Source organism: Streptomyces sp. NBC_01268 (assembly GCF_036240795.1).
In the GTDB taxonomy this organism is placed as follows: domain Bacteria; phylum Actinomycetota; class Actinomycetes; order Streptomycetales; family Streptomycetaceae; genus Streptomyces.
The window spans coordinates 4,944,748-4,971,018 of sequence record NZ_CP108454.1; the positions used below are offsets into that span (position 1 = coordinate 4,944,748).

Consider the following 26,271-nt stretch of genomic DNA (forward strand, 5'->3'; position numbering starts at 1 on the left):
GAACCGATGAGCACCATTGACATCCTGTCGCCCTCCGGCGACAAGGCCGGCACCGTCGAGCTCCCCGCGGAGATCTTCGGCGCCAAGGTCAGCGTCCCGCTGATCCACCAGGTCGTCGTTGCGCAGCTGGCCGCGGCCCGTCAGGGCACGCACAAGGTCAAGACGCGTGGCGAGGTCCGTGGTGGTGGCCGCAAGCCGTACCGCCAGAAGGGCACCGGCCGCGCCCGTCAGGGCTCGACCCGCGCGCCGCAGTTCGCCGGTGGTGGCGTCGTGCACGGTCCCGTGCCGCGTGACTACTCGCAGCGGACTCCGAAGAAGATGAAGGCCGCCGCCCTCCGCGGTGCCCTCTCGGACCGCGCGAACCACTCCCGCATCCACGTCGTCACCGACGTGGTCGAGGGTGGCATCTCCACCAAGGCCGCGAAGACGCTGTTCGGCAAGATCTCGGAGCGCAAGAACCTGCTCCTGGTCGTCGAGCGCTCCGACGAGGCCGCGTGGCTGTCCGCCCGCAACCTGCCCCAGGTGCACATCCTGGAGCCGGGCCAGCTCAACACGTACGACGTGATCGTCTCCGACGACGTGGTCTTCACCAAGGCCGCCTTCGAGTCCTTCGTGTCTGGCCCCCAGACCGCTGAGACCGAAGGGAGCGACGCCTGATGACTGAGGCCGTCGTCACCAGCAAGACCTTCTCGGACCCGCGCGACATTCTCGTCAAGCCGGTCGTCTCGGAGAAGAGCTACGCTCTGCTGGACGAGAACAAGTACACGTTCATCGTCGCGCCTGGCTCCAACAAGACCCAGATCAAGCAGGCCGTCGAGGCGGTCTTCTCGGTCAAGGTCACCGGGGTCAACACGATCAACCGCCAGGGTAAGCGCAAGCGCACCAAGGCCGGTTTCGGCAAGCGCAAGGACACCAAGCGCGCCATCGTGACCCTTGCTGAGGGCAACCGTATCGACATCTTCGGCGGTCCGACCGCCTAAGGGCGGTCTGGATCGTCCGGAATCGGACGAGGACTGAGAAATGGGAATCCGCAAGTACAAGCCGACTACGCCGGGCCGTCGTGGCTCCTCCGTAGCCGACTTCGTCGAGATCACGCGGTCCACGCCGGAGAAGTCGCTGGTTCGCCCCCTGCACAGCAAGGGCGGCCGTAACAACACCGGTCGGATCACCGTTCGCCACCAGGGTGGTGGACACAAGCGCGCCTACCGTCTGATCGACTTCCGTCGTCACGACAAGGACGGCGTGCCGGCCAAGGTCGCGCACATCGAGTACGACCCCAACCGCACCGCGCGCATCGCGCTGCTCCACTACGCGGACGGCGAGAAGCGCTACATCATCGCCCCCAAGGGTCTGACGCAGGGTGACCGCGTCGAGAACGGCCCGGGCGCGGACATCAAGCCCGGTAACAACCTGGCCCTCCGCAACATCCCGGTCGGTACCACGATCCACGCGATCGAGCTCCGCCCCGGTGGCGGCGCCAAGTTCGCGCGTTCCGCTGGTGCCTCCGTGCAGCTGCTGGCGAAGGAGGGCACGATGGCCCACCTTCGTATGCCGTCCGGTGAGATCCGTCTCGTCGACGCCCGCTGCCGCGCCACCATCGGCGAGGTCGGCAACGCCGAGCAGTCGAACATCAACTGGGGTAAGGCCGGCCGTAAGCGCTGGCTGGGCGTTCGCCCGACCGTCCGCGGTGTGGCGATGAACCCGGTTGACCACCCGCACGGTGGTGGTGAGGGCAAGACCTCCGGTGGTCGCCACCCGGTCTCCCCGTGGGGTCAGAAGGAGGGTCGTACTCGTTCGCCGAAGAAGGCTTCGAACAAGTACATCGTCCGCCGCCGCAAGACGAACAAGAAGCGCTAGGAGCGGGTTTAGATGCCGCGCAGTCTCAAGAAGGGACCCTTCGTCGACGGCCACCTCGTCAAGAAGGTGGACGCCCAGAACGAAGCCGGTACCAAGAACGTCATCAAGACCTGGTCCCGTCGCTCGATGATCATCCCGGCCATGCTCGGCCACACGATCGCGGTGCACAACGGCAAGACCCACATTCCGGTGTTTGTCACCGAGTCGATGGTCGGCCACAAGCTCGGCGAGTTCTCGCCGACGCGCACCTTCCGGGGTCACGTGAAGGACGACCGGAAGTCGAAGCGCCGCTAGTAGCGGGGTGGAATGACCATGACAGACACTGGAAGGACAACCATGGAAGCCAGGGCCCAGGCGCGGTACATCCGCGTCACGCCCATGAAGGCCCGCCGCGTGGTGGACCTTATCCGTGGCATGGACGCCACGGAGGCTCAGGCGGTCCTGCGTTTCGCCCCGCAGGCCGCGAGCGTGCCGGTTGGCAAGGTGCTGGACAGCGCCATCGCCAACGCCGCGCACAACTACGACCACACTGACGCCTCTTCGCTGGTCATCAGCGAGGCGTACGTGGATGAGGGCCCGACCCTGAAGCGGTTCCGTCCGCGTGCTCAGGGCCGTGCCTACCGGATCCGTAAGCGGACCAGCCACATCACCGTGGTCGTCAGCAGCAAGGAAGGAACCCGGTAATGGGCCAGAAGGTTAACCCGCATGGGTTCCGGCTCGGCATCACCACGGACTTCAAGTCCCGGTGGTACGCCGACAAGCTGTACAAGGACTACGTCAAGGAAGACGTCGCCATCCGTCGGATGCTGACGTCCGGCATGGAGCGCGCCGGCATCTCGAAGGTTGAGATCGAGCGCACCCGTGACCGCGTCCGCGTGGACATCCACACGGCTCGCCCGGGCATTGTCATCGGTCGCCGCGGCGCCGAGGCCGACAAGATCCGTGGCCAGCTGGAGAAGCTGACCGGCAAGCAGGTTCAGCTCAACATCCTCGAGGTCAAGAACCCCGAGATGGACGCTCAGCTGGTGGCCCAGGCCGTCGCCGAGCAGCTGTCCTCCCGCGTCTCCTTCCGTCGCGCCATGCGTAAGAGCATGCAGGGCACGATGAAGGCCGGCGCCAAGGGCATCAAGATCCAGTGTGGTGGCCGTCTCGGCGGCGCCGAGATGTCCCGCTCGGAGTTCTACCGCGAGGGCCGTGTGCCCCTGCACACGCTCCGCGCGAACGTCGACTACGGCTTCTTCGAGGCCAAGACGACCTTCGGCCGCATCGGTGTGAAGGTCTGGATCTACAAGGGCGACGTCAAGAACATCGCCGAGGTCCGCGCCGAGAACGCTGCTGCCCGCGCTGGCAACCGCCCGGCCCGTGGCGGCGCTGACCGTCCGGCCGGCCGCGGTGGTCGCGGTGGCGAGCGTGGCGGTCGCGGCCGCAAGCCGCAGCAGGCTCAGGCTGCCGAGGCCCCCAAGGCCGACGCTCCCGCCGCCGCTCCGGCTGCTGAGAGCACCGGAACGGAGGCCTGACCGAAATGCTGATCCCCCGTAGGGTCAAGCACCGCAAGCAGCACCACCCGAAGCGCTCTGGTATGAGCAAGGGTGGCACGCAGGTTGCGTTCGGCGAGTACGGCATTCAGGCCCTCACGCCGGCGTACGTGACCAACCGTCAGATCGAGGCCGCGCGTATCGCGATGACCCGCCACATCAAGCGTGGCGGCAAGGTCTGGATCAACATCTACCCGGACCGCCCGCTCACGAAGAAGCCTGCCGAGACCCGCATGGGTTCCGGTAAGGGTTCGCCGGAGTGGTGGATCGCGAACGTCAAGCCCGGTCGGGTGATGTTCGAGCTGTCCTACCCGAACGAGAAGATCGCGCGTGAGGCTCTGACTCGTGCGGCTCACAAGCTGCCGATGAAGTGCAAGATCGTTAAGCGCGAGGCAGGTGAGCTGTGATGTCGGCCGGTACCAAGGCGTCCGAGCTGCGCGAGCTGGGCAACGAGGAGCTTGTCGCCAAGCTCCGCGAGGCCAAGGAAGAGCTGTTCAACCTCCGCTTCCAGGCGGCGACGGGTCAGCTCGAGAACCACGGCCGGCTCAAGTCCGTCCGTAAGGACATCGCCCGGATCTACACCCTGATGCGCGAGCGTGAGCTGGGCATCGAGACGGTGGAGAACGTCTGATGAGCGAGAACAACGTGACTGAGAAGACCGAGCGCAACGCTCGCAAGGTCCGCGAGGGCCTCGTCGTCAGCGACAAGATGGACAAGACCGTCGTCGTCGCTGTCGAGGACCGCGTCAAGCACGCGCTGTACGGCAAGGTCATCCGCCGTACGAACAAGCTCAAGGCTCACGACGAGCAGAACGCTGCGGGCGTCGGCGACCGTGTCCTCCTCATGGAGACGCGCAAGCTGTCCGCCTCGAAGCACTGGCGCGTCATCGAGATCCTCGAGAAGGCCAAGTAAGCACCTGAGGATTCCCTCAGGTTCGTTCCGCCAGGCTCCGCTGGGGGCCGAGGCGCTCTGACCGAGCGCCGTGGCCCCCGGCGGGGAACCGGCAGACAATCAGGAGATAGACGTGATCCAGCAGGAGTCGCGACTGCGTGTCGCCGACAACACTGGTGCCAAGGAGATCCTTTGCATCCGTGTTCTCGGTGGCTCGGGTCGCCGCTACGCGGGCATCGGTGACGTCATCGTCGCCACCGTCAAGGACGCGATCCCCGGTGGCAACGTGAAGAAGGGTGACGTCGTCAAGGCGGTCATCGTTCGCACCGTCAAGGAGCGCCGCCGCCAGGACGGCTCGTACATCCGCTTCGACGAGAACGCCGCCGTCATTCTGAAGAACGACGGCGACCCTCGCGGCACCCGTATCTTCGGCCCGGTGGGCCGTGAGCTGCGCGAGAAGAAGTTCATGAAGATCATCTCGCTCGCGCCGGAGGTGCTGTAAGCATGAAGATCAAGAAGGGCGACCTGGTCCAGGTCATCACCGGTAAGGACAAGGGCAAGCAGGGCAAGGTCATCACGGCCTTCCCTACTGAGAACCGTGTCCTGGTCGAGGGTGTCAACCGGGTCAAGAAGCACACCAAGGCCGGCCCCTCGCAGGCCGGCGGCATCGTGACGACCGAGGCTCCGGTCCACGTCTCCAACGTCCAGCTGGTCGTGGAGAAGGACGGCAAGAAGGTCGTCACGCGTGTCGGTTACCGCTTCGACGACGAGGGCAACAAGATCCGCGTTGCCAAGCGGACGGGTGAGGACATCTGATGGCTACCACCACTCCGCGTCTCAAGACGAAGTACCGCGAGGAGATCGCGGGCAAGCTGCACGACGAGTTCAAGTACGAGAACGTCATGCAGATCCCCGGCCTCGTGAAGATCGTGGTCAACATGGGTGTCGGCGACGCCGCCCGTGACTCGAAGCTCATGGACGGTGCCGTCCGTGACCTGACCACCATCACCGGTCAGAAGCCGGCCGTCACCAAGGCCCGCAAGTCCATCGCGCAGTTCAAGCTGCGCGAGGGTCAGCCGATCGGTGCGCACGTCACCCTCCGTGGCGACCGCATGTGGGAGTTCCTGGACCGCACCCTGTCGCTCGCGCTTCCGCGCATCCGCGACTTCCGCGGCCTGTCCCCGAAGCAGTTCGACGGCCGTGGCAACTACACCTTCGGTCTCACGGAGCAGGTCATGTTCCACGAGATCGACCAGGACAAGATCGACCGTACCCGGGGTATGGACATCACCGTGGTCACCACGGCGACCAACGACGACGAGGGCCGCGCGCTTCTCCGTCACCTCGGCTTCCCGTTCAAGGAGGCGTAAGCGAGATGGCGAAGAAGGCTCTCATCGCGAAGGCTGCCCGCAAGCCCAAGTTCGGTGTGCGGGGCTACACCCGCTGCCAGCGCTGCGGTCGCCCTCACTCCGTGTACCGCAAGTTCGGCCTGTGCCGCGTGTGCCTTCGTGAGATGGCTCACCGTGGCGAGCTGCCGGGCGTGACCAAGAGCTCCTGGTAATTCCCCTTCGCCCTTTGGGCGTTGGTGAATGACCGGAGTCTCTCGGTAAGCACTGGGTTGGCGGCCGTCCAGCCCCGCATGGCTTAGGCTAGTGGGGTTGGGCGTCCGCCGCCCGTACGACTTACTACGCCGTAGGTCCCCGCGCCGCACCCGTCCCGCCCCTGTGTGGGGAGAGGGATGGCGCATACAGGAAACCCCGGCGAGAGAGGCCGAAGGCCAATTCATGACCATGACTGATCCGATCGCGGACATGCTGACTCGTCTGCGTAACGCGAACTCGGCATACCACGACTCCGTGACGATGCCGCACAGCAAGATCAAGTCTCACATCGCGGAAATCCTCCAGCAGGAGGGCTTCATCACGGGCTGGAAGGTCGAGGACGCCGAGGTCGGCAAGAACCTCGTCCTCGAGCTCAAGTTCGGTCCGAACCGTGAGCGCTCCATCGCGGGCATCAAGCGGATCTCGAAGCCCGGCCTCCGGGTTTACGCGAAGTCCACCAACCTGCCGAAGGTTCTCGGCGGCCTGGGCGTGGCGATCATCTCCACGTCCCACGGTCTCCTGACCGGCCAGCAGGCAGGCAAGAAGGGCGTAGGTGGGGAAGTCCTCGCCTACGTCTGGTAGTCGGGAACGGAGGAATAGCTAATGTCGCGTATTGGCAAGCTGCCTATCCAGGTTCCCGCCGGCGTGGACGTCACCATCGAGGGCCGCACGGTCACGGTGAAGGGTTCCAAGGGCACCCTGAGCCACACCGTCGCCGCGCCGATCGAGATCGTTAAGGGCGAGGACGGCGTTCTCAACGTCACCCGTCCGAACGACGAGCGTCAGAACAAGGCCCTCCACGGCCTGTCCCGCACGCTGGTGGCCAACATGATCACCGGTGTGACCCAGGGTTACGTCAAGGCGCTCGAGATCAGCGGTGTCGGTTACCGCGTGGCCGCGAAGGGCTCCGGTCTGGAGTTCCAGCTCGGCTACAGCCACCCGATCATGATCGAGGCGCCCGAGGGCATCTCGTTCAAGGTCGAGTCGCCGACCAAGTTCGCGGTCGAGGGCATCGACAAGCAGAAGGTCGGCGAGGTCGCCGCCAACATCCGCAAGCTGCGCAAGCCCGACCCGTACAAGGCCAAGGGCGTCAAGTACGCGGGCGAGGTCATCCGCCGCAAGGTCGGAAAGGCTGGTAAGTAAGCCATGGCATACGGTGTGAAGATCGCCAAGGGCGACGCTTACAAGCGCGCTGCCAAGGCGCGCCGTCACCTGCGCATCCGCAAGCACGTGTCGGGTACGGCGGAGCGTCCGCGCCTCGTCGTGACGCGTTCCAACCGCGGTATCACCGCTCAGGTCATCGACGACCTCAAGGGTCACACCCTTGCGTCCGCGTCGAACCTGGACGCGTCGATCCGTGGCGGCGAGGGTGACAAGTCCGCGCAGGCCAAGCAGGTCGGCGCCCTGGTCGCTGAGCGCGCCAAGGCCGCCGGTGTCGAGACCGTCGTGTTCGACCGTGGTGGCAACAGGTACGCCGGGCGCATTGCCGCTCTGGCTGACGCCGCCCGCGAAGCCGGGCTGAAGTTCTAAGCCCCGGTTCCGGGACTAACGGACGTAACAGAGAGAGGTAATCCAATGGCTGGACCCCAGCGCCGCGGAAGCGGTGCCGGTGGCGGCGAGCGGCGGGACCGGAAGGGCCGCGACGGTGGCGCTGCCGCCGAGAAGACCGCGTACGTTGAGCGCGTTGTCGCGATCAACCGCGTCGCCAAGGTAGTCAAGGGTGGTCGCCGCTTCAGCTTCACCGCGCTGGTCGTGGTGGGCGACGGTGACGGCACCGTGGGTGTCGGTTACGGCAAGGCCAAGGAGGTGCCGGCCGCCATCGCCAAGGGTGTTGAGGAGGCCAAGAAGCACTTCTTCAAGGTCCCCCGTATCCAGGGCACCATCCCGCACCCGATCCAGGGCGAGAAGGCTGCGGGCGTCGTCCTGCTCAAGCCGGCTTCCCCCGGTACCGGTGTTATCGCCGGTGGCCCGGTGCGTGCCGTGCTCGAGTGCGCCGGCGTGCACGACATCCTGTCGAAGTCGCTCGGCTCCGACAACGCGATCAACATCGTGCACGCGACCGTGGCGGCCCTCAAGGGCCTGCAGCGTCCCGAGGAGATCGCGGCTCGCCGTGGTCTGCCCCTCGAGGACGTCGCCCCCGCGGCTCTGCTTCGTGCGCGTGCCGGGGCGGGTGCGTAATGGCCCGCCTCAAGATCACGCAGACGAAGTCGTACATCGGCAGCAAGCAGAACCACCGCGACACCCTGCGTTCGCTCGGGCTCAAGCGCCTGAACGACGTGGTTGTCAAGGAGGACCGCCCCGAGTTCCGCGGCATGGTGCACACCGTCCGCCACCTCGTGACGGTCGAGGAGGTTGACTGACATGGCGGAGAGCAACCCGCTGAAGGCCCACAACCTCCGTCCCGCCCCCGGCGCCAAGACCGCGAAGACCCGTGTGGGTCGTGGTGAGGCGTCGAAGGGTAAGACGGCCGGTCGTGGTACCAAGGGCACCAAGGCCCGTTACCAGGTTCCGGAGCGCTTCGAGGGTGGCCAGATGCCCCTCCACATGCGTCTCCCGAAGCTCAAGGGCTTCAAGAACCCGTTCCGCACCGAGTACCAGGTCGTGAACCTGGACAAGCTGGCCGCGCTCTACCCGCAGGGTGGCGAGGTCACGGTGGCCGATCTGGTCGCCAAGGGTGCGGTTCGTAAGAACCAGCTCGTCAAGGTGCTCGGCGCCGGCGAGGTCTCCGTGGCGCTGCAGGTGACGGTCGACGCCGTCTCCGGCTCCGCCAAGGAGAAGATCGCCGCTGCCGGCGGCACTGTCACCGAGCTCGTCTGAGACGACTCGATGGCCTGAACATCCGACCGGGGATGCCTCCCAAAAGGGGCATCCCCGGTTGGTCGTTCCTAGGGGGCCATAGTCGCCGGTAAGGTGGCGTCCACTGTCCTAGAGTGCGTGCGGTATGCCCGCGTGTTCTCCGGACGGATTCATATTCGTCGAACCTCAAGACCGTCACCTCTGACGCACGTGCGCGGGGGTCGCAGGAGGCACCGTGCTCACCGCGTTCGCCCGGGCGTTCAAGACGCCCGACCTGCGCAAGAAGCTGCTCTTCACGCTGGGCATCATCGTGCTGTACCGCCTCGGGGCACACATCCCCGTGCCGGGCGTCAGCTACGAGGCCGTGCAGCAGTGTGTGGACCAGGCGAAGCAGGGCAACAACAGCCTGTTCGGTTTGGTCAACATGTTCAGTGGCGGGGCGCTGCTGCAGATCACCATCTTCGCGCTCGGCATCATGCCGTACATCACGGCGAGCATCATCCTGCAGCTGCTGACCGTCGTCATCCCGCGCCTGGAAGCCCTCAAGAAGGAGGGGCAGTCCGGCACCGCCAAGATCACGCAGTACACGCGTTATCTGACGGTCGCCCTCGCCATCCTCCAGGGCACCGGCCTCGTCGCAACGGCTCGGACGGGCGCGCTCTTCAGCGGCTGCTCCGTCGCGAACCAGGTCGTCCCCGACCAGTCGATCTTCACTACCGCCACCATGGTCATCACGATGACCGCCGGTACCGGTGTGGTCATGTGGCTCGGTGAGCTCATCACCGACCGCGGCATCGGCAACGGCATGTCCATCCTGATGTTCATCTCGATCGCCGCCGGCTTCCCCGGCGCCCTCTGGGCCATCAAGGAGAGCGGCAAGCTGGCCAAGGGCTGGATCGAGTTCGGCACCGTCATCGTCATCGGCTTCGTCATGGTGGCCCTCGTCGTCTTCGTCGAGCAGGCCCAGCGCCGCATCCCGGTGCAGTACGCGAAGCGCATGATCGGCCGAAGGTCGTACGGCGGTACGTCCACTTACATCCCGCTCAAGGTGAACCAGGCAGGTGTGATTCCTGTCATCTTCGCCTCGTCGCTGCTCTACATCCCGGCGCTGGTCGCGCAGTTCTCGAACTCGACCGCCGGGTGGAAGACCTGGATCGAAGCCCACTTCGTCAAGGGTGACCACCCCTACTACATCGCCGCGTACTTCCTCCTGATCGTGTTCTTCGCCTTCTTCTACGTGGCGATCTCGTTCAACCCCGAGGAAGTTGCCGACAACATGAAGAAGTATGGTGGCTTCATCCCGGGTATCCGGGCCGGTCGTCCTACTGCCGAGTACCTGAGCTACGTGCTCAACAGGATCACTTGGCCGGGCTCGCTGTATCTGGGTCTGATCGCTCTTGTGCCGACGATGGCGTTGGCAGGCTTCGGTGGCGCCAATGCCAACTTCCCGTTCGGCGGGACGAGCATCCTCATCATCGTGGGTGTGGGTCTTGAGACCGTGAAGCAGATCGAGAGCCAGCTCCAGCAGCGCAATTACGAAGGGTTCCTCCGCTGATGCGAATCGTCCTCGTCGGACCGCCCGGGGCCGGCAAGGGAACGCAGGCCGCGTTCCTTGCCAAGAACCTGGACATCCCGCACATCTCCACGGGTGACCTGTTCCGTGCCAACATCTCGCAGGGCACCGAGCTGGGCCTGAAGGCGAAGGCGTTCATGGACGCCGGCGACCTCGTCCCGGACGAGGTGACCATCGGGATGGCCAAGGACCGCATGGAGCAGGACGACGCCGTGAACGGCTTCCTGCTCGACGGGTTCCCGCGCAACGTGGCCCAGGCCGAGGCTCTGGACGCTGTCCTCAAGACCGAGGACATGCAGCTGGACGCGGTCCTGGACCTGGAGGTCCCCGAGGACGAGGTCGTGAAGCGGATCGCGGGTCGCCGCATCTGCCGCAACGACTCTTCGCACGTGTTCCACGTGTCGTACAACGCTCCCCAGTCCGAGGGCGTCTGCGACGTCTGCGGCGGCGAGCTGTACCAGCGCGACGACGACTCCGAGGAGACCGTCCGGCGGCGCCTGGAGGTCTACCACACGCAGACCGAGCCGATCATCGACTACTACCGTGCGCAGGACCTGGTCGTGACGATCTCCGCGCTCGGCAAGGTGGACGAGGTCACGGGGCGTGCGATGGAAGCGCTGAAGAAGTAACCCACGGTTCGTCCGATACGGCCGCGGTGCCCGTCAGGGGCGCCGCGGCCGTATCGTTGTTCTGTCCCGTACACACGCAGTACTCGCAAGGAAGGCCCCCGTCACGATGGTGCAGATCAAGACCCCCGAGCAGATCGCGAAGATGCGCGAGGCGGGGCTGGTCGTCGCGGCCATCCACGCGGCCACCCGCGAGGCGGCGGTGCCCGGTGCGACCACCCGCGACCTGGACGAGGTCGCCCGCAAGGTGATCGCCGACCACGGCGCCAAGTCGAACTTCCTGGGGTACGGCGGCTTCCCCGCGACGATCTGCACCTCGGTCAACGAGGTCGTCGTCCACGGCATCCCCGACGAGAAGACCGTCCTGAAGGACGGCGACATCATCTCGATCGACGCCGGCGCGATCATCGACGGCTGGCACGGCGACGCGGCCTACACCGCCTTCGTGGGCACCGGGCACGCGCCCGAGCTGGTCGAGCTCTCCCGGGTGACCGAGGAGTCGATGTGGGCCGGCATCGCGGCCATGAAGCTGGGCAACCGGCTCGTCGACATCTCCAAGGCGATCGAGACGTACATCAAGCGTCAGCCGCGGCCGGCCGTCGGCGACCACAGCCTCGGCCGCTACGGGATCATCGAGGACTACGGCGGCCACGGCATCGGCACCGAGATGCACATGGACCCGCACCTGCTGAACTACGTGGCCCGCAAGCGCGGCAAGGGCCCGAAGCTGGTCCCCGGCCTCTGCCTGGCGATCGAGCCGATGGTCTCCCTCGGCACCCCGCAGACCGAGGTCCTCTCCGACGACTGGACGGTCATCACGACCGACGGCACCTGGTCCTCGCACTGGGAGCACTCGATCGCCCTGACCGAGGAGGGCCCGCTGGTCCTCACGGCGGTCGACGGCGGCAAGGCGAAGCTGGCGGAGCTGGGCGTCGTCGCGGCGCCGGATCCGCTGGCGTAGCGGAGCTCCGGTCCTGGTCGCCCGGCGGCACCACTGCCCGGGGTCCGGCCGTGGCCGTGGCCGGCGGACGGAGTCCGACGCAGCCGGCCGAAGCATGTGAGGCGCCCCAGGCGCCGAGCCCGCGAGGGCGGCGTGCGGCAGGACCGTCGGCGGCAAGGCGAAGCCGGCGGAGCTGGGCGTCGTCGCGGCGCCGGATCCGCTGGCGCAGTAGGGCGGGGGCGCTTCGAGCGCCCCTGCGTAACGATCTTCTACGGTGGGCACACTTCCCGGATTCGTCTTTTGGAAAGCCCTGACGTAGACTGATGCGTCGGCTCTCGTGTACCCGTGTGTCCGCACCCGGTGCGAGAGTCGATCAAGGTAGCCGATTCGAAAGGCGAAGCGTGGCCAAGAAGCAAGGTGCCATCGAAATCGAGGGCACCGTGATCGAGTCCCTGCCGAACGCCATGTTCAAGGTGGAACTCCAGAACGGTCACAAGGTCCTCGCGCACATCTCCGGCAAGATGCGGATGCACTACATCCGAATCCTTCCGGACGACCGGGTCGTCGTGGAGCTGTCTCCGTACGACCTGACGCGTGGCCGGATCGTCTACCGGTACAAGTAGATCTTGCCCGCACCCGCGCGCCCCGCGCGGGTCGTGAGCACTGACCCGGAGAACCTCACATCCCATGAAGGTCAAGCCGAGCGTCAAGAAGATCTGCGACAAGTGCAAGGTGATCCGCCGCCACGGCCGGGTCATGGTCATCTGCGACAACCTGCGCCACAAGCAGCGCCAGGGCTGACGCACGCCGACCGACCTGCATTTCGCAGTCTTCGCGCGACGCATAGCAACACGTACATACGCAGAGCCCGTCGGGCCGTGATCGCACGGTTGACGACACCTCCGGCGGGGGCCGGGGACCCGGTTCGTACCACTTCCCTGGAAACAGGGCGGTCGGCGGTCGGGAGCGGTTCTGCAGCAGACCCCCGAGAACACAGGAGCCATTGAATGGCACGCGTTTCCGGTGTTGACATCCCGCGCGAAAAGCGCGTGGTGGTCGCACTCACCTACGTCTTCGGCATCGGGCGTACCCGGTCCGAGGAGATTCTCGCCGCGACCGGCGTGAACCCGTCCACCCGTGTCCGCGACCTTGCCGAGGAAGACCTCGTCAAGATCCGCGAGTACGTGGACGCCAACCTCCAGACCGAGGGTGACCTCCGTCGCGAGATCGCCGCCGACATCCGCCGCAAGGTCGAGATCGGCTGCTACCAGGGCCTGCGCCACCGTCGTGGCCTGCCCGTCCGCGGCCAGCGCACCAGCACGAACGCTCGTACCCGCAAGGGCCCGCGTCGCGCCATCGCCGGCAAGAAGAAGCCGGGCAAGAAGTAGTCCTCAGCGGACGCTTGACCAAGCGGTCTTCGCTGTAGGACCGACCACCTCCCGTAGGAGTAAGAGATGCCCCCCAAGGGTCGTCAGGGCGCTGCCAAGAAGGTGCGCCGCAAGGAAAAGAAGAACGTCGCTCACGGGCACGCTCACATCAAGAGCACGTTCAACAACACGATCGTCTCGATCACGGACCCGTCCGGCAACGTGATCTCCTGGGCCTCCGCCGGCCACGTCGGCTTCAAGGGCTCGCGCAAGTCCACCCCCTTCGCCGCGCAGATGGCCGCCGAGTCGGCCGCCCGCCGCGCGCAGGAGCACGGCATGCGCAAGGTCGACGTCTTCGTCAAGGGTCCCGGCTCCGGCCGTGAGACCGCGATCCGCTCCCTCCAGGCCACGGGCCTCGAGGTCGGTTCGATCCAGGACGTCACCCCCACCCCGCACAACGGCTGCCGTCCGCCGAAGCGCCGCCGCGTCTGACGCAGCGACGCCTGTGCGTCTTTGAGTGTCCGGGCGGTACGACCCCGTATGGGGACGTGCCGCCCGTACCCTTGGCTGTACCTCGCAGTACCTGTCGGGCGTCAAATAGTGGGCGTCCACAAACGAAGGAAACGAAGACATGCTTATCGCTCAGCGTCCTTCGCTGACCGAAGAGGTCGTCGACGAGTTCCGCTCCCGGTTCGTCATCGAGCCGCTGGAGCCGGGCTTCGGCTACACCCTCGGCAACTCCCTCCGCCGCACCCTCCTCTCGTCGATCCCCGGCGCTGCTGTCACCAGCATCCGCATCGACGGTGTCCTGCACGAGTTCACCACCGTGCCGGGCGTCAAGGAGGACGTCACCGACCTCATCCTGAACATCAAGCAGCTGGTCGTCTCCTCGGAGCACGACGAGCCGGTCGTGATGTACCTGCGCAAGCAGGGTCCGGGTCTGGTCACCGCCGCCGACATCGCGCCCCCGGCCGGTGTCGAGGTGCACAACCCCGACCTCGTCCTCGCCACGCTCAACGGCAAGGGCAAGCTGGAGATGGAGCTGACCGTCGAGCGCGGTCGCGGCTACGTCTCCGCCGTGCAGAACAAGCAGGTGGGCCAGGAGATCGGCCGTATCCCGGTCGACTCCATCTACTCGCCGGTGCTCAAGGTCACGTACAAGGTCGAGGCGACCCGTGTCGAGCAGCGCACCGACTTCGACAAGCTGATCGTCGACGTCGAGACCAAGCAGGCCATGCGCCCGCGTGACGCCATGGCGTCCGCCGGCAAGACCCTGGTCGAGCTGTTCGGTCTGGCGCGCGAGCTCAACATCGACGCCGAGGGCATCGACATGGGCCCGTCCCCCACGGACGCCGCCCTCGCCGCCGACCTCGCGCTGCCGATCGAGGAGCTCGAGCTCACCGTTCGTTCGTACAACTGCCTCAAGCGCGAGGGCATCCACTCCGTGGGTGAGCTCGTGGCGCGTTCCGAGGCCGACCTGCTCGACATCCGCAACTTCGGTGCGAAGTCGATCGACGAGGTCAAGGCGAAGCTGGCCGGCATGGGCCTGGCCCTCAAGGACAGCCCGCCCGGATTCGACCCGACCGCCGCCGCCGACGCCTTCGGCGCCGACGACGACGCGGACGCCGGTTTCGTCGAGACCGAGCAGTACTGAGAGCTCGGACCTCACGGTCCGTACTCGGGTGCGGGAGCGCTGTGCTCGATCGCGCAGCTCCCCGCGCCCCTTCCGGACTCGCCCCTTCGGGGCTTGTCCGGATCTCCGACAGGCGACCGCCTGCTCGGATACTGACCCCGGTACCTCACACGGCCGGGGCAGACACCTAGGAGAATCACCATGCCGCGTCCCGCGAAGGGTGCCCGCCTCGGCGGTTCCGCCGCTCACGAGAAGCTGCTGCTCGCCAACCTGGCGAAGTCGCTGTTCGAGCACGGCCGCATCACGACGACCGAGGCCAAGGCCCGTCGCCTGCGTCCCGTCGCCGAGCGCCTCATCACCAAGGCGAAGAAGGGCGACATCCACAACCGTCGCCTGGTGCTGCAGACGATCACCGACAAGGGCATCGTCCACACCCTCTTCACCGAGATCGCCCCGCGCTACTCGGAGCGTCCGGGTGGTTACACCCGTATCACCAAGATCGGCAACCGTCGTGGCGACAACGCCCCGATGGCCGTGATCGAGCTGGTCGAGGGCGAGATCGCCAAGAAGGCGACCGTCGCCGAGGCCGAGGCCGCCACCAAGCGTGCCGTCAAGGAGGCCGACGAGGCCGCCGAGGTCAAGACCGAGGACGCCCAGGACGCCTGAGCGTTCTGAACGATCTCGTGTGCGGGCCCGCACCCCTCGGGGTGCGGGCCCGTTCCGCGCGTACAGGCATGGAGAGGATGAGGCGCGTGAGCGACGACGTGCAGCCCGGTTTCGTACGGGTACGGCTGGACCTTTCGTACGACGGCAAGGACTTCTCCGGTTGGGCCAAGCAGGCCCAGGGGCAGCGCACCGTGCAGGGCGACATCGAGGACGCCCTGAAGACGGTCACCCGCTCCAAGGAGACGTACGAGCTCACCGTCGCCGGCCGCACCGACGCCGGTGTGCACGCCCGCGGCCAGGTCGCCCACGTCGATCTGCCCGTCGCCCTGTGGGAGGAGCACCACGACAAGCTGCTGCGGCGGCTCGCGGGGCGCCTCTCGCACGACGTGCGGGTGTGGCGGCTGACCGAGGCCCCGGAGGGCTTCAACGCGCGCTTCTCGGCGATCTGGCGCCGCTACGCCTACCGCGTCACCGACAACCCCGGCGGCGTCGACCCGCTGCTGCGCGGACACGTCCTGTGGCACGACTGGGCCCTCGACATGGACGCCATGAACGCCGCCGCCGAGCGGCTCGTCGGCGAGCACGACTTCGCCGCCTACTGCAAGCGGCGGGAGGGCGCCACCACCATCCGCACGCTCCAGGAGCTGCGCTGGGAGCGGCGCCCGGACGGTGTGCTGGAGGCCACGGTCAAGGCCGACGCCTTCTGCCACAACATGGTCCGGTCGCTGGTCGGCGCGCTGCTCTTCGTGGGCGACGGGCACCGGCCGGTGGAGTGGCCCGGCAAGGTGCTCGCCGCGGGTGTGCGGGACTCGGCCGTGCACGTCGTACGGCCGCACGGCCTCACCCTCGAAGAGGTCGGCTACCCCGCCGACGACCAGCTCGCCGCCCGCAACAAGGAGGCGCGCAACAAGCGCTCACTCCCGGGGAGCGCCGGCTGCTGCTGAGGCCTGGGCGCGGCCCCGGGCGTAGATCTGGTTGAACGCGAAGGTGCCCAGGTCGTCGGCGGTCTGGAAGACCGCCTTGTCGCCCGTGGTGACCTTGGTGCCGTTGGTGAAGCCGGTCTGGGTGAGGTAGACGTACCGGCCGACCGAGTTGGTGCGGCGCAGGCAGACCGTCTGGTGGCAGAAGTCGCCGACGCCGGCGCCGGTGAGCGGCGCGATGCCGCCGCCCGCCTGCTTCTTCGCCTTGAGCGCCTGGTCGTCGGTGGGGAAGACGGCCACCCCGACGGTGACGGCGACGCCGTCCTTCACGTACGTGGCGCGGATCACCCGGGTGCAGCCGTTGGCCTTCAGGACGGAGCCGAGGCCGCCCTGGGTGACGGCGGCGCAGTTCGTCGTCGAGGCGGTCGCGCCCTTCTGGTAGGGGCGCCCGTTCATGGTCAGCTTCTTGCCCGGGAAGAGGCCCTCGGCGCTCAGCGGCGCCTTGTCCTTCTTCGCGTCGGTGAGGAAGTCCATCGGGTTCGGCGGAGGCAGCGGGGCGACCGAGGAGAAGGTCGGCGCCGGGCTGGCGGAGTCCGTGGGGGCGGCCGAGCCGGTCGGGGTGGGCCCGCCGTTCTTGGCCTCGTCGTTGCTCTTGTTGGTGAGCACGACGGCGGTGGCGACGACCGCGCCCACGGCGAGCACCGCGAGGACGCCGCCGCCGATGACCAGGCCGCGCTTGCGCTTGTTACGGGCGGCCGAGGCCTCCGCGAGGGCGCCCCAGTCCGGGGTGTGCCCGGGCTGCGCCCCCGGGAAGGGGTTCGGCTGCGTCGGGCCGGCCTGCCCAGGCCCCTGGAAGCCCCCCTGCGGGCCGTTCTGCCACGCCTGCGGCGGCGGCTGCTGTCCGTACGGCTGCTGCTGTTCCGGGCCCTGCTGCGGCCACTGTGGTCCCCCAAAGCTCATGCCGCGCATCCTAATCCGCTTGGGATCACACGGGTCGGGCGGTGACAATGCCCCTCATGGGACATGTCGAGGCCGCGCATCTGGAGTACTACCTTCCGGACGGGAGGGTCCTGCTCGGGGACGCCTCCTTCCGGGTCGGAGAGGGCGCCGTCGTCGCCCTGGTCGGGGCCAACGGCGCCGGCAAGACGACCTTGCTCCGGATGATCGCCGGTGAGCTCCAGCCGCACGGCGGCACCGTCACCGTCAGCGGCGGGCTCGGCGTGATGCCGCAGTTCGTGGGCTCCGTGCGGGACGCGTCCACCGTCCGCGACCTGCTGGTCTCGGTGGCGCCCGCGCGCATCAAGGCCGCCGCGAAGGCGGTCGACGAGGCCGAGCACCGGATCATGACCGTCGACGACGAGGCCGCGCAGATGGCGTACGCGCAGGCCCTCAGCGACTGGGCCGAGGTCCACGGGTACGAGTTCGAGACCCTCTGGGACATCTGCACGACGGCCGCGATGGGCGTCCCGTACGACAAGGCGCAGTTCCGCCAGGTGCGCACGCTCAGCGGCGGCGAGCAGAAGCGGCTGGTCCTGGAGTACCTGCTGCGCGGCAACGACGAGGTGCTGCTGCTCGACGAGCCGGACAACTACCTGGACGTCCCCGGCAAGCGCTGGCTGGAGGAGCGGCTGCGGGAGACCCGCAAGACCGTGCTCTTCATCTCCCACGACCGGGAGCTGCTCTCCCGGGGCGCGCAGAAGATCGTGGCCGTGGAGCCCGGCCCGGCCGGGTCCGACGTGTGGGTGCACGGCGGCGGCTTCGACACCTTCCACGAGGCGCGGCGGGAGCGGTTCGCCCGCTTCGAGGAGCTCAAGCGGCGCTGGGAGGAGAAGCACGCCCAGCTGAAGAAGCTGGTGGTCAACCTGCGGCAGGCGGCCGCGGTCAGCCACGAGATGGCCTCGCGCTACGCGGCGGCGCAGACCCGGCTGAAGAAGTTCGAGGAGGCGGGCCCGCCGCCGGAGCCGCCGCGCGAGCAGGACATCCGGATGCGGCTGCGCGGCGGGCGCACCGGGGTGCGGGCCTTCACGGCCGAGAACCTGGAGCTCACCGGCCTGATGAAGCCCTTCTCCCTGGAGATCTTCTACGGGGAGCGGGTCGCCGTCCTGGGCTCCAACGGCTCCGGCAAGTCGCACTTCCTGCGCCTGCTGGCCGGCGACCCCTCGGTGGCCCACACGGGCACCTGGAAGCTGGGCGCGCGGGTCGTCCCCGGGCACTTCGCGCAGACCCACGCCCACCCGGAGCTCTTCGGCCGGCCCCTCGTCGACATCCTGTGGACGGAGCACGCCAAGGACCGCGGCGCCGCGATGTCGATGCTGCGCCGCTACGAGCTGGAGCGTCAGGGCGACCAGCCCTTCGACAAGCTCTCCGGCGGCCAGCAGGCCCGCTTCCAGATCCTCCTCCTGGAGCTGGCCGGCACCACCGCCCTGCTCCTGGACGAGCCGACGGACAACCTGGACCTGGAGTCGGCGGAGGCCCTCCAGGACGGTCTGGAGTCCTACGACGGCACGGTCCTGGCCGTCACCCACGACCGCTGGTTCGCCCGCTCCTTCGACCGCTACCTGGTCTTCGGCTCGGACGGCGTGGTCCGCGAGACGCCGGAGCCGGTGTGGGACGAGCGGCGGGTGGAGCGGGCCCGGTAGGCGCGCCCTCCCGCAGCACCTACGGCACCAGCACCAGGCGCCCACGCAGGCCGCCCTCCGCCAGGCGCCGGTGCGCCCGGGCGGCCTGCGCGAGGGGGAGGGTCCCGGCCAGGCGCGGGGTGAGGGCGCCCCGGTCGGCGAGGGCCGCCAGGCGGGCGAGGCCGGCCGGGTCGGCGCGGACCCAGACCGGGACGACCCGGATGCCCCGCAGGGGGTACGGGGCGCCGCCGGCCACCAGGGCCGCGAAGGCGCCTCCGGTGCGGACCGCGTCCAGGGCCGCGGCCCCGAGGACGGCGCCGTCCAGGGCGGCGGCCACGCCGCCGGGGACCAGCTCCCGGACGGCCTCGCCGAGGCGCGGGGCGTCGGCGGGCACGAACAGCGCGGCGCCCAGGCCCCGGACCAGGGCCTCGTCGCCCGTACGGGCCGTCGCCACGATCCGCAGGCCGCGCGCGGCGGCCAGTTGCACGGCGTAGCCGCCGACCGCGCCCGCCGCGCCCGTGACCAGGACCGTCTCCCCGGCGGGCAGGTCCAGCGCGTCCAGGGCCTGGAGGGCGGTGAGCCCGGCCAGTGGCAGGGTCGCGGCGGACGCCGGGTCGAGCTCCGCGGGGGCTGGGGCGAGGGCGTGGGCGTCCAGGACCACGTACTCCGCCTGGGTGCCGAGCGGCACGTCCAGGCGGTCGTTCAGGCCGATGACCCGGTCGCCGGGTGCGAGACCGGTCACGCCGGGGCCGGTCCGGTCGACGACGCCGGCGACGTCCCAGCCGAGGCCGGTGCGGCCCCGGCCGGCCATCAGGCCGGCCTCCGCGAGGACGCCCGAGCGGGTCGCGAGGTCGACCGGGTGGACGGTGGCGGCCTCGACCCTGATCCGGACCCTTCCGGGTCCCGTCGTGGGCACCGGGACCTCGGCGATCCGCAGGACCTCGGGGCCGCCGAAGGAGTCGATGACGAGAGCGCGCATGGCCGGGGCCTTCCCTGGGGGAGCGGTGTGCTGACCCCACGAACCTAGGGAGAGCTACTCTCCGTCGGGAAGTACGTACCCGGGAGTGCGTACCGCACCGGAAGGAGCGTGCCGATGGGCACCCGCACCGCCGCCGAGCGCCGTGACGAGGCCCGGCGCGCCTATGACGCGTATCTCGCCGAGTGCCCCGCCCGGCAGCTCCTCGACCGGCTCTCCGACAAGTGGGTCACGCTGCTCCTGAACGCCCTCGCGGACGGCCCGCGCCGCTACGCCGAGCTGGGGCGCAAGGTCGCCGGGGTCAGCCAGAAGATGCTCACGCAGACCTTGCGGGGCCTGGAGCGGGACGGCCTCGTCGCCCGGACGGTCACCCCCTGCGTACCCGTACGGGTCGACTACGCCCTGACCCCGCTCGGCGAGAGCCTGCTGCCGGTGGTGCGGGCCGTGAAGGAGTGGGCGGACGGGCACATCGAGGAGGTCGTCTCCGCGAGGGAGGCGTACGACGGCGGCGCCGACGCGTTTTGACCCGCCCGGGGGAGCCCGGGTACGCTTCTGCTTTGTTATGCGTACTGGCTTCGTCGTTCTCACGCGAAGGGCCGTTGCGCAGGTTCCCTGGAGCAGTTACCAGTGGCTCGCATACGGGCGGTGTCCCGGCAGTGCAGGCCCCAGCTGCATGATCGCTTCAGGTGTGTCTGGACTCCATCCACTGAAGAAGCGAAGGCTACGAAGTGCGTACGTACAGCCCCAAGCCCGGCGATGTCACTCGCCAGTGGCACATCATCGACGCGCAGGACATCGTCCTGGGTCGTCTGGCGACCACGGCTGCGAACCTCCTGCGAGGTAAGCACAAGCCCGTCTACGCCCCCCACATGGACATGGGCGACTTCGTCATCATCATCAACGCCGACAAGGTTCACCTGTCCGGCAACAAGAAGACCCAGAAGATGGCGTACCGCCACTCTGGCTACCCGGGTGGTCTGCGCTCCGTCCGCTACGACGAGCTGCTGGACAAGAACCCCGAGAAGGCCGTCGAGAAGGCCATCAAGGGCATGATCCCCAAGAACACCCTGGGCCGTCAGATGCTCTCGAAGCTGAAGGTCTACGCGGGCGAGAACCACCCGCACGCTGCCCAGCAGCCGGTCCCGTTCGAGATCACCCAGGTCGCGCAGTAGTTCCGGCCACACCCCCTAAGAACGAAAGAAATCTGAGGAGCATCGTGGCCGAGACCACCCCCGAGACCCCCGTCGACGAGTTCGAGGGCGTCGAGGAGTACACCACCGAGACCGAGATCGTCGAGGGTGACTACACCTCCGAGTCCCTCGCGTCCCGCTTCGGCGACCCGCAGCCGGCCGCCGGCCTGGGCCGTCGCAAGAACGCCATCGCCCGCGTCCGGATCGTTCCGGGCACCGGCAAGTGGAAGATCAACGGTCGCACCCTTGAGGACTACTTCCCCAACAAGGTGCACCAGCAGGAAGTCAACGAGCCCTTCAAGGTGCTCGAGCTCGACAACCGCTACGACGTCATCGCCCGCATCGCGGGTGGCGGCGTGTCCGGCCAGGCCGGCGCCCTGCGCCTCGGCGTGGCCCGTGCGCTGAACGAGGCGGACGTCGAGAACAACCGCCCGGCGCTGAAGAAGGCCGGCTTCCTCTCCCGCGACGACCGTGCGGTCGAGCGCAAGAAGGCCGGTCTCAAGAAGGCCCGTAAGGCCCCGCAGTACAGCAAGCGTTAATCGCCTGCTCGGTCTGCTTTGTACGTACGCCCCGGCGGCACTGTCCGTGCTGCCGGGGCGTACGGCTTTTTCACACCTTGGTTTCATAATCTTGGACAGGACCCCGGACACCACCCTGGGCACACATGTGGGCGTCTTCTGAACGACTCGGACGGCTCGGACGTAAGAAGCGGGCATCAGCCGGTCAGGGGATCGCATTTCTGAGCACTTTCGGAGGACAGCTGTGGGACGACTCTTCGGCACGGACGGGGTCCGCGGTGTGGCCAACGCCGACCTGACGGCGGAGCTGGCGCTCGGCCTGTCGGTCGCGGCCGCGCACGTGCTCGCCGAGGCGGGCACCTTCGAGGGCCATCGGCCGACCGCCGTGGTCGGGCGGGACCCGCGGGCCTCGGGAGAGTTCCTGGAGGCCGCGGTCGTCGCCGGCCTCGCCAGCGCGGGCGTCGACGTCCTGCGCGTCGGCGTGCTGCCGACCCCCGCCGTGGCGTATCTCACCGGCGCCCTCGGCGCCGACCTCGGCGTGATGCTGTCGGCCTCGCACAACGCGATGCCCGACAACGGCATCAAGTTCTTCGCGCGCGGCGGGCACAAGCTGGCCGACGAGCTGGAGGACCGGATCGAGTCCGTCTACGAGGAGCACCGCACCGGCGCCCCGTGGGACCGTCCGACCGGTTCCGGCGTCGGCCGGGTCCGCGACTACGACGAGGGCTTCGACAAGTACGTCGCCCACCTCATCGCCGTCCTCCCCAACCGGCTCGACGGGCTGAAGATCGTCCTCGACGAGGCGCACGGCGCCGCGGCCCGCGTCTCGCCCGAGGCCTTCTCCCGGGCCGGCGCCACCGTCGTCACCATCGGCGCCGAGCCGGACGGCCTCAACATCAACGACGGCTGCGGCTCCACCCACCTGGGCCTGCTGAAGGCCGCAGTCGTCGAGCACGGCGCCGACCTCGGCATCGCGCACGACGGCGACGCCGACCGCTGCCTGGCCGTGGACGCGGCCGGCAACGAGGTCGACGGCGACCAGATCCTCGCCGTGCTCGCGCTCGCCATGCGCGAGGCCGGCACGCTGCGCGGCGACACCGTCGTCGGCACCGTCATGTCGAACCTCGGCTTCAAGCTGGCCATGGAGCGCGAGGGCCTCGCCCTCGTCCAGACCGCGGTCGGCGACCGCTACGTCCTGGAGTCCATGAAGGAGCACGGCTACGCGCTCGGCGGCGAGCAGTCCGGCCACGTCATCGTGCTCGACCACGCCACCACCGGCGACGGCACCCTCACCGGCCTGATGCTGGCCGCCCGGATCACGGCCACCGGCAAGTCCCTCACCGAGCTCGCCGCCGTCATGGAGCGGCTGCCGCAGGTCCTGGTCAACGTGCCGGACGTCGACAAGTCCCGGGTCGGCACCTCGGCCGAGCTGGCCAACGCCGTCAACGACGCCGAGCGCGAGCTCGGCTCCACCGGCCGCGTGCTGCTGCGCCCCTCCGGCACCGAGCCGCTGGTACGGGTCATGGTCGAGGCGGCCGACATCGAGCAGGCCCGCTCGGTGGCCGGCCGGCTCGCGGACGTCGTGAAGTCGGCGCTCGGCTAGAGCCGGTGACGGGCCGTCCGGCGACGGACGGCCCGCCCCCTGGCACCCCGTCGGCCCCCGCCCCGGTTCACCGGAGCGGGGGCCGACGCCCTCTCAGCGGGCTTCGCCGGAAGCGCCGCCGTCGCCGCCCTTGGCCTTGCGCACCCAGTGCCCGCGCTGGGTGCGCCACAGCAGCACCTGCCCGAACAAGGTGACCGTGCCCGCGAGGATGATGCCGGTCAGGTTGAGCGCCAGCTGCTCGACCGAGCCCCACATCTGCCCGTACTGCCCGTAGCTGAGCGCCACGGCCGCGTTCGCGGCGGCCGGCACGGTCGTCACGGAGATCGCGACGCCGATCAGCGCGCCCGACTTCGTCGAGGTCAGCGAGAGCGTGCCCGCCGCGCCCGCCAGGAGGGCGACGACGAAGGAGAACGGGTCCGGCTTCCAGATGAAGCCCGTGTTCACCCGGGGCGCGTCCAGCTTGTCCACGCTGAACAGGCCGAGCGCGTCCATCCCCAGGCTGAAGACGGTCGTCGCGACGATCGCCGCCGCGAAGCCGACGACCAGCGCGTACGAGGAGCGCAGCACCAGCTTGGCGGAGCGCCGCACGATCCCCGTGCAGATGCCGGCGAGCGGGCCGAACTCCGGGCCGACGGCCATCGCGCCGACGATCAGGATCGCGTTGTCGAGGACCACGCCGCAGGCCGCGATCATCGTCGCCAGGATCATGAACGCGCTGTAGGTGATGGTGAGGGTCGACTCCTCGTGGGTGGCGTCGGTCAGCTGCTCCCAGAGGACCGCGTCCGCGGCCTCTCCGGGGGCCTCCTCCTCGGCCGCCGTGGCGCGCTGCGACAGCGTGAGGTCGATGTCGTCGACGGCGATCGACCCGTCCTGATCGATCTTCAGGTCCCGCATGCCGTTGATGAGTTCGTGGCCGGCCTCGCGCGCCACGTCGCACATCACGACGTCCCCGGCCGGTTCCCGGGCGGCGCCCGGCAGGACCACCACGTGGGTGGTGCCCACCGTCCGGTCGATGAGGGCGACGGCCGCCTCCGTACGGTCGGCCGGGACGATCATCCGAAGGTGCAGCATCCTCAGAGCTTACGGAGGCTCAGTCGCTGCACCTTGTGATCGGGGCCCTTGCGCACCACGAGCGTCGCTCGTCCGCGGGTGGGGGCCACGTTCTCCAGCAGGTTCACCTTGTTGATGGTCCGCCACATCGTGCGGGCGTAGTCCAGGGCCTCCTCCTCGGAGACCCGGGTGTAGCGCTGGAAGTACGAGGACGGGTCCTGGAACGCGGTGTCGCGCAGCTTGCGGAAGCGGTTGAGGTACCAGCGCTCGATGTCCTCCGGGCGCGCGTCCACGTACACGGAGAAGTCGAAGTAGTCCGCGAGCCCGACCCGGGTGCGGCCGTCCTTGCCGGGCAGGGCCGGCTGGAGGACGTTGATCCCCTCGACGATGAGGATGTCGGGGCGGCGCACGACGAGCCGCTCGCCGGGCACCCGGTCGTAGATCAGGTGCGAGTAGACGGGCGCGGTGACCTCCTCCTTGCCCGCCTTGATGTCCGCGACGAACCGGGTCAGCGCCCTCCGGTCGTACGACTCGGGGAAGCCCTTCCGGGACATCAGCCCGCGGGACCTGAGCTCCTCCATCGGGTACAGGAACCCGTCGGTGGTCACCAGCTCCACCCGCGGGTGCTCGGGCCAGCGCGCGAGCAGCGCCTGGAGCAGGCGCGCCACGGTCGACTTGCCGACCGCGACCGATCCGGCGACCCCTATGACGAAGGGGGTGCCGCGCTGCTCGGCGCGTTCCCCGAGGAAGGTGTTGAGCGCCCCGCGCAGCCCGCTGGTGGCCTGCACGTACAGGTTGAGCAGCCGCGACAGCGGCAGGTAGACGTCCCGAACCTCGTCGAGGTCGATGACGTCCCCGAGTCCGCGCAGTCGCTCGACCTCCTCGGCGGAGAGCGGCAGCGGCGTCTTGTCCCGCAGGGCGCTCCACTCGGCCCGAGTGAGATCGACGTACGGCGTCGGCTCGGGCCCCCGCCTGGCTCCGTTGCCGGCGGGACCGTTCGGGCTTCGTGGCGGCGAAGTGATCACCCCGCCATTGTCCTGGGTGCGGGGCGGCCGTGGGGGGTGGGGTGGGTCACGCGCGCAACGGGTTGTGGGCCGCGGCCCCGGGCCGTGATCATTCGCTCATGCGCATGTCTGTACGTACCGCCCTGACCGCGGCCACCGCCGCCTCCCTGGCCCTGCTCCTCACCGCCTGCGGCGGAGACGCGAGCGACGGCAAGCCGAAGGGGGACAACGACGCCTCCGCGTCGGCCGCCGCCAAGCCCGACGTCAAGGCGCTGACCCCGGCCCAGCTGGACAAGCTGGTCGTCGCCCAGGCCGACCTCACGGGCTACCTGGTGCAGAAGACGGACGCCGCGGACGTCGTGAACGGCGGGGACGTCGGCGCCGACAAGGCGCCCTGCGAGCCGCTCGCCGAGGCCATGTCCGCGGTGGCCCCCGGCACCCCCGGGGCCAGCGTGCAGCGCAAGGCCGTCCAGGCGAAGAAGGGCACCGGCGGCTCCCCGGCCGACATCCGGAACGCGCTCGGCGCGCCGGCGACCGCGATCACGCTCGGCTCGTACGCCGGGGAGGGCGCCCAGCAGGCCCTCGCCTCGCTCAAGGCGGCCGGGGACGCCTGCGGCGGCGGGTTCACCATCAGCGCCAGCGGCGAGAAGACGAAGGTCGCCAAGGTGAGCCCGGAGCCGCTGACCGCGGGCGACGAGGCGGTGGCCTTCACCGTCATCAGCGAGATGGAGGGCAAGCCCTTCATGAGCACGCTGGCCGTCTTCCGCAAGGGCAACAACCTCGCCACGTTCTCCACCGTCAGCCTGACCGGCAAGGTCAAGGAGCTGCCGCAGGACGTCGTCGACGCGCAGGCGGCCAAGCTGCGCTGAGTCCGGACGGTGGGGGCCGTTCCGCCGTAGGCTGCGCG

Annotated in this window: 39 protein-coding genes; 35 read left to right on the forward strand and 4 right to left on the reverse strand. The window is 68.7% G+C overall.

The annotated features are described in order from the left end of the window. Positions 1-6 precede the first annotated feature (6 nt). From rplD to truA, 29 genes are all read left to right on the forward strand, one after another. Positions 7-657, forward strand: coding sequence for a 50S ribosomal protein L4 (gene rplD, locus OG309_RS22260; RefSeq protein WP_329423210.1), 651 nt, complete (start codon positions 7-9; stop codon positions 655-657). Further along, positions 657-980, forward strand: coding sequence for a 50S ribosomal protein L23 (gene rplW / locus OG309_RS22265; protein WP_024755407.1), 324 nt, complete (start codon positions 657-659; stop codon positions 978-980). Before rplD ends, rplW begins: the two co-directional genes overlap by 1 nt. A gap of 40 nt (positions 981-1,020) precedes the next feature. Next, a complete protein-coding gene (gene rplB, locus OG309_RS22270) occupies positions 1,021-1,857 on the forward strand; it encodes a 50S ribosomal protein L2 (RefSeq protein ID WP_329423211.1) in 837 nt (278 codons plus the stop codon). 12 nt (positions 1,858-1,869) lie between these two features. Then, positions 1,870-2,151, forward strand: a complete 282-nt coding sequence (rpsS, locus tag OG309_RS22275) for a 30S ribosomal protein S19 (RefSeq protein ID WP_015035577.1) — start codon at positions 1,870-1,872, stop codon at positions 2,149-2,151. A 42-nt stretch (positions 2,152-2,193) separates the two neighbouring features. Beyond that, a complete protein-coding gene (gene rplV / locus OG309_RS22280) occupies positions 2,194-2,541 on the forward strand; it encodes a 50S ribosomal protein L22 (RefSeq protein ID WP_004571827.1) in 348 nt (115 codons plus the stop codon). Beyond that, positions 2,541-3,374, forward strand: coding sequence for a 30S ribosomal protein S3 (gene rpsC, locus OG309_RS22285; RefSeq protein ID WP_046908247.1), 834 nt, complete (start codon positions 2,541-2,543; stop codon positions 3,372-3,374). Before rplV ends, rpsC begins: the two co-directional genes overlap by 1 nt. Before the next feature lie 5 nt (positions 3,375-3,379). Next, on the forward strand, positions 3,380-3,799 hold the full coding sequence (gene rplP, locus OG309_RS22290) for a 50S ribosomal protein L16 (RefSeq protein WP_015035580.1): 420 nt from the start codon (positions 3,380-3,382) through the stop codon (positions 3,797-3,799). Next, positions 3,799-4,023, forward strand: a complete 225-nt coding sequence (gene rpmC, locus OG309_RS22295; RefSeq protein WP_046908248.1) for a 50S ribosomal protein L29 — start codon at positions 3,799-3,801, stop codon at positions 4,021-4,023. The genes rplP and rpmC overlap by 1 nt, the downstream gene beginning before the upstream one ends. Beyond that, complete coding sequence (gene rpsQ, locus OG309_RS22300) at positions 4,023-4,304, forward strand: 30S ribosomal protein S17 (protein ID WP_046908249.1); 282 nt, start codon at positions 4,023-4,025, stop codon at positions 4,302-4,304. Before rpmC ends, rpsQ begins: the two co-directional genes overlap by 1 nt. A 112-nt stretch (positions 4,305-4,416) precedes the next feature. Then, positions 4,417-4,785 (forward strand): 50S ribosomal protein L14, encoded by a 369-nt coding sequence (rplN, locus tag OG309_RS22305; RefSeq protein WP_003956455.1) that lies wholly within the window; start codon positions 4,417-4,419, stop codon positions 4,783-4,785. Positions 4,786-4,787: 2 nt separating this feature from the next. Continuing rightward, complete coding sequence (rplX, locus tag OG309_RS22310; protein ID WP_329423212.1) at positions 4,788-5,099, forward strand: 50S ribosomal protein L24; 312 nt, start codon at positions 4,788-4,790, stop codon at positions 5,097-5,099. Beyond that, on the forward strand, positions 5,096-5,653 hold the full coding sequence (gene rplE / locus OG309_RS22315) for a 50S ribosomal protein L5 (RefSeq protein WP_329428483.1): 558 nt from the start codon (positions 5,096-5,098) through the stop codon (positions 5,651-5,653). Before rplX ends, rplE begins: the two co-directional genes overlap by 4 nt. 5 nt (positions 5,654-5,658) lie before the next feature. After that, on the forward strand, positions 5,659-5,844 hold the full coding sequence (locus OG309_RS22320; protein WP_003948630.1) for a type Z 30S ribosomal protein S14: 186 nt from the start codon (positions 5,659-5,661) through the stop codon (positions 5,842-5,844). 223 nt (positions 5,845-6,067) lie between these two features. Then, positions 6,068-6,466: a 30S ribosomal protein S8 gene (gene rpsH, locus OG309_RS22325; RefSeq protein WP_015035585.1), complete on the forward strand. Its 399-nt coding sequence runs from the start codon at positions 6,068-6,070 to the stop codon at positions 6,464-6,466. A gap of 21 nt (positions 6,467-6,487) precedes the next feature. Continuing rightward, positions 6,488-7,027 carry a 50S ribosomal protein L6 gene (rplF, locus tag OG309_RS22330; protein WP_329423213.1) on the forward strand — a complete coding sequence of 180 codons (540 nt, stop codon included), beginning with the start codon at positions 6,488-6,490 and terminating at the stop codon, positions 7,025-7,027. Positions 7,028-7,030: 3 nt separating this feature from the next. Further along, a complete protein-coding gene (gene rplR, locus OG309_RS22335) occupies positions 7,031-7,414 on the forward strand; it encodes a 50S ribosomal protein L18 (protein ID WP_329423214.1) in 384 nt (127 codons plus the stop codon). Between the two features lie 45 nt (positions 7,415-7,459). After that, complete coding sequence (rpsE, locus tag OG309_RS22340) at positions 7,460-8,062, forward strand: 30S ribosomal protein S5 (protein ID WP_135332562.1); 603 nt, start codon at positions 7,460-7,462, stop codon at positions 8,060-8,062. Then, complete coding sequence (rpmD, locus tag OG309_RS22345; protein WP_005313525.1) at positions 8,062-8,244, forward strand: 50S ribosomal protein L30; 183 nt, start codon at positions 8,062-8,064, stop codon at positions 8,242-8,244. Before rpsE ends, rpmD begins: the two co-directional genes overlap by 1 nt. A 1-nt stretch (position 8,245) precedes the next feature. Next, positions 8,246-8,701, forward strand: a complete 456-nt coding sequence (gene rplO / locus OG309_RS22350) for a 50S ribosomal protein L15 (protein ID WP_329423215.1) — start codon at positions 8,246-8,248, stop codon at positions 8,699-8,701. A gap of 214 nt (positions 8,702-8,915) precedes the next feature. Beyond that, positions 8,916-10,235 (forward strand): preprotein translocase subunit SecY, encoded by a 1,320-nt coding sequence (secY, locus tag OG309_RS22355; RefSeq protein ID WP_329423216.1) that lies wholly within the window; start codon positions 8,916-8,918, stop codon positions 10,233-10,235. Next, positions 10,235-10,882, forward strand: coding sequence for an adenylate kinase (locus OG309_RS22360; RefSeq protein ID WP_329423217.1), 648 nt, complete (start codon positions 10,235-10,237; stop codon positions 10,880-10,882). Before secY ends, OG309_RS22360 begins: the two co-directional genes overlap by 1 nt. A gap of 106 nt (positions 10,883-10,988) precedes the next feature. Then, on the forward strand, positions 10,989-11,840 hold the full coding sequence (gene map / locus OG309_RS22365) for a type I methionyl aminopeptidase (protein ID WP_329423218.1): 852 nt from the start codon (positions 10,989-10,991) through the stop codon (positions 11,838-11,840). A gap of 380 nt (positions 11,841-12,220) precedes the next feature. Further along, positions 12,221-12,442, forward strand: coding sequence for a translation initiation factor IF-1 (gene infA / locus OG309_RS22370; RefSeq protein WP_003956442.1), 222 nt, complete (start codon positions 12,221-12,223; stop codon positions 12,440-12,442). A gap of 64 nt (positions 12,443-12,506) precedes the next feature. Further along, entirely contained in the window at positions 12,507-12,620 is a 114-nt protein-coding gene (gene rpmJ, locus OG309_RS22375; protein ID WP_003956441.1) for a 50S ribosomal protein L36, read from the forward strand. A 206-nt stretch (positions 12,621-12,826) separates the two neighbouring features. Beyond that, the gene (rpsM, locus tag OG309_RS22380; protein WP_015035595.1) at positions 12,827-13,207 is read left to right on the forward strand and encodes a 30S ribosomal protein S13; all 381 of its coding nucleotides are present in this window, start codon (positions 12,827-12,829) and stop codon (positions 13,205-13,207) included. A gap of 66 nt (positions 13,208-13,273) precedes the next feature. Then, positions 13,274-13,678, forward strand: a complete 405-nt coding sequence (gene rpsK, locus OG309_RS22385; RefSeq protein ID WP_003956432.1) for a 30S ribosomal protein S11 — start codon at positions 13,274-13,276, stop codon at positions 13,676-13,678. A gap of 139 nt (positions 13,679-13,817) precedes the next feature. Further along, complete coding sequence (locus tag OG309_RS22390; RefSeq protein WP_003966937.1) at positions 13,818-14,840, forward strand: DNA-directed RNA polymerase subunit alpha; 1,023 nt, start codon at positions 13,818-13,820, stop codon at positions 14,838-14,840. Between the two features lie 180 nt (positions 14,841-15,020). Continuing rightward, positions 15,021-15,485 (forward strand): 50S ribosomal protein L17, encoded by a 465-nt coding sequence (gene rplQ, locus OG309_RS22395; protein ID WP_132912420.1) that lies wholly within the window; start codon positions 15,021-15,023, stop codon positions 15,483-15,485. Between the two features lie 86 nt (positions 15,486-15,571). After that, positions 15,572-16,429 (forward strand): tRNA pseudouridine(38-40) synthase TruA, encoded by an 858-nt coding sequence (gene truA, locus OG309_RS22400; RefSeq protein ID WP_329423219.1) that lies wholly within the window; start codon positions 15,572-15,574, stop codon positions 16,427-16,429. On the opposite strand, the gene OG309_RS22405 is transcribed toward truA, so the two are convergent. Continuing rightward, on the reverse strand, positions 16,400-17,365 hold the full coding sequence (locus OG309_RS22405; RefSeq protein ID WP_329423220.1) for a hypothetical protein: 966 nt from the start codon (positions 17,363-17,365) through the stop codon (positions 16,400-16,402). The two genes, truA and OG309_RS22405, sit on opposite strands and share 30 nt — an antisense overlap. 56 nt (positions 17,366-17,421) lie before the next feature. Here OG309_RS22405 and OG309_RS22410 point away from each other — a divergent pair, with 56 nt between their 5' ends. After that, positions 17,422-19,044 (forward strand): ABC-F family ATP-binding cassette domain-containing protein, encoded by a 1,623-nt coding sequence (locus tag OG309_RS22410; protein ID WP_329423221.1) that lies wholly within the window; start codon positions 17,422-17,424, stop codon positions 19,042-19,044. A 19-nt stretch (positions 19,045-19,063) separates the two neighbouring features. Here the strand turns inward: OG309_RS22410 and OG309_RS22415 are convergent, their stop codons facing one another. After that, positions 19,064-20,002: an NADP-dependent oxidoreductase gene (locus OG309_RS22415; protein ID WP_329423222.1), complete on the reverse strand. Its 939-nt coding sequence runs from the start codon at positions 20,000-20,002 to the stop codon at positions 19,064-19,066. 114 nt (positions 20,003-20,116) lie between these two features. Here OG309_RS22415 and OG309_RS22420 point away from each other — a divergent pair, with 114 nt between their 5' ends. The 4 genes from OG309_RS22420 to glmM all read left to right on the forward strand — a co-directional run bounded on the left by OG309_RS22420 (position 20,117) and on the right by glmM (position 23,310). Continuing rightward, positions 20,117-20,524, forward strand: a complete 408-nt coding sequence (locus OG309_RS22420; RefSeq protein WP_329423223.1) for a winged helix-turn-helix transcriptional regulator — start codon at positions 20,117-20,119, stop codon at positions 20,522-20,524. A 203-nt stretch (positions 20,525-20,727) separates the two neighbouring features. Next, complete coding sequence (gene rplM / locus OG309_RS22425; protein WP_132912430.1) at positions 20,728-21,171, forward strand: 50S ribosomal protein L13; 444 nt, start codon at positions 20,728-20,730, stop codon at positions 21,169-21,171. Between the two features lie 44 nt (positions 21,172-21,215). After that, positions 21,216-21,728, forward strand: coding sequence for a 30S ribosomal protein S9 (gene rpsI / locus OG309_RS22430; RefSeq protein WP_030750225.1), 513 nt, complete (start codon positions 21,216-21,218; stop codon positions 21,726-21,728). Between the two features lie 223 nt (positions 21,729-21,951). After that, entirely contained in the window at positions 21,952-23,310 is a 1,359-nt protein-coding gene (glmM, locus tag OG309_RS22435) for a phosphoglucosamine mutase (protein ID WP_329423224.1), read from the forward strand. Between the two features lie 93 nt (positions 23,311-23,403). Here the strand turns inward: glmM and OG309_RS22440 are convergent, their stop codons facing one another. Both OG309_RS22440 and coaA read right to left on the reverse strand, forming a co-directional pair. Continuing rightward, positions 23,404-24,381, reverse strand: coding sequence for a DUF389 domain-containing protein (locus tag OG309_RS22440; protein ID WP_329423225.1), 978 nt, complete (start codon positions 24,379-24,381; stop codon positions 23,404-23,406). Positions 24,382-24,383: 2 nt separating this feature from the next. Beyond that, entirely contained in the window at positions 24,384-25,385 is a 1,002-nt protein-coding gene (gene coaA, locus OG309_RS22445; RefSeq protein WP_329423226.1) for a type I pantothenate kinase, read from the reverse strand. A gap of 104 nt (positions 25,386-25,489) precedes the next feature. On the opposite strand from coaA, the gene OG309_RS22450 reads away from it, so the two are divergent. Continuing rightward, positions 25,490-26,233: a hypothetical protein gene (locus OG309_RS22450; RefSeq protein ID WP_329423227.1), complete on the forward strand. Its 744-nt coding sequence runs from the start codon at positions 25,490-25,492 to the stop codon at positions 26,231-26,233. Positions 26,234-26,271 lie beyond the last annotated feature (38 nt).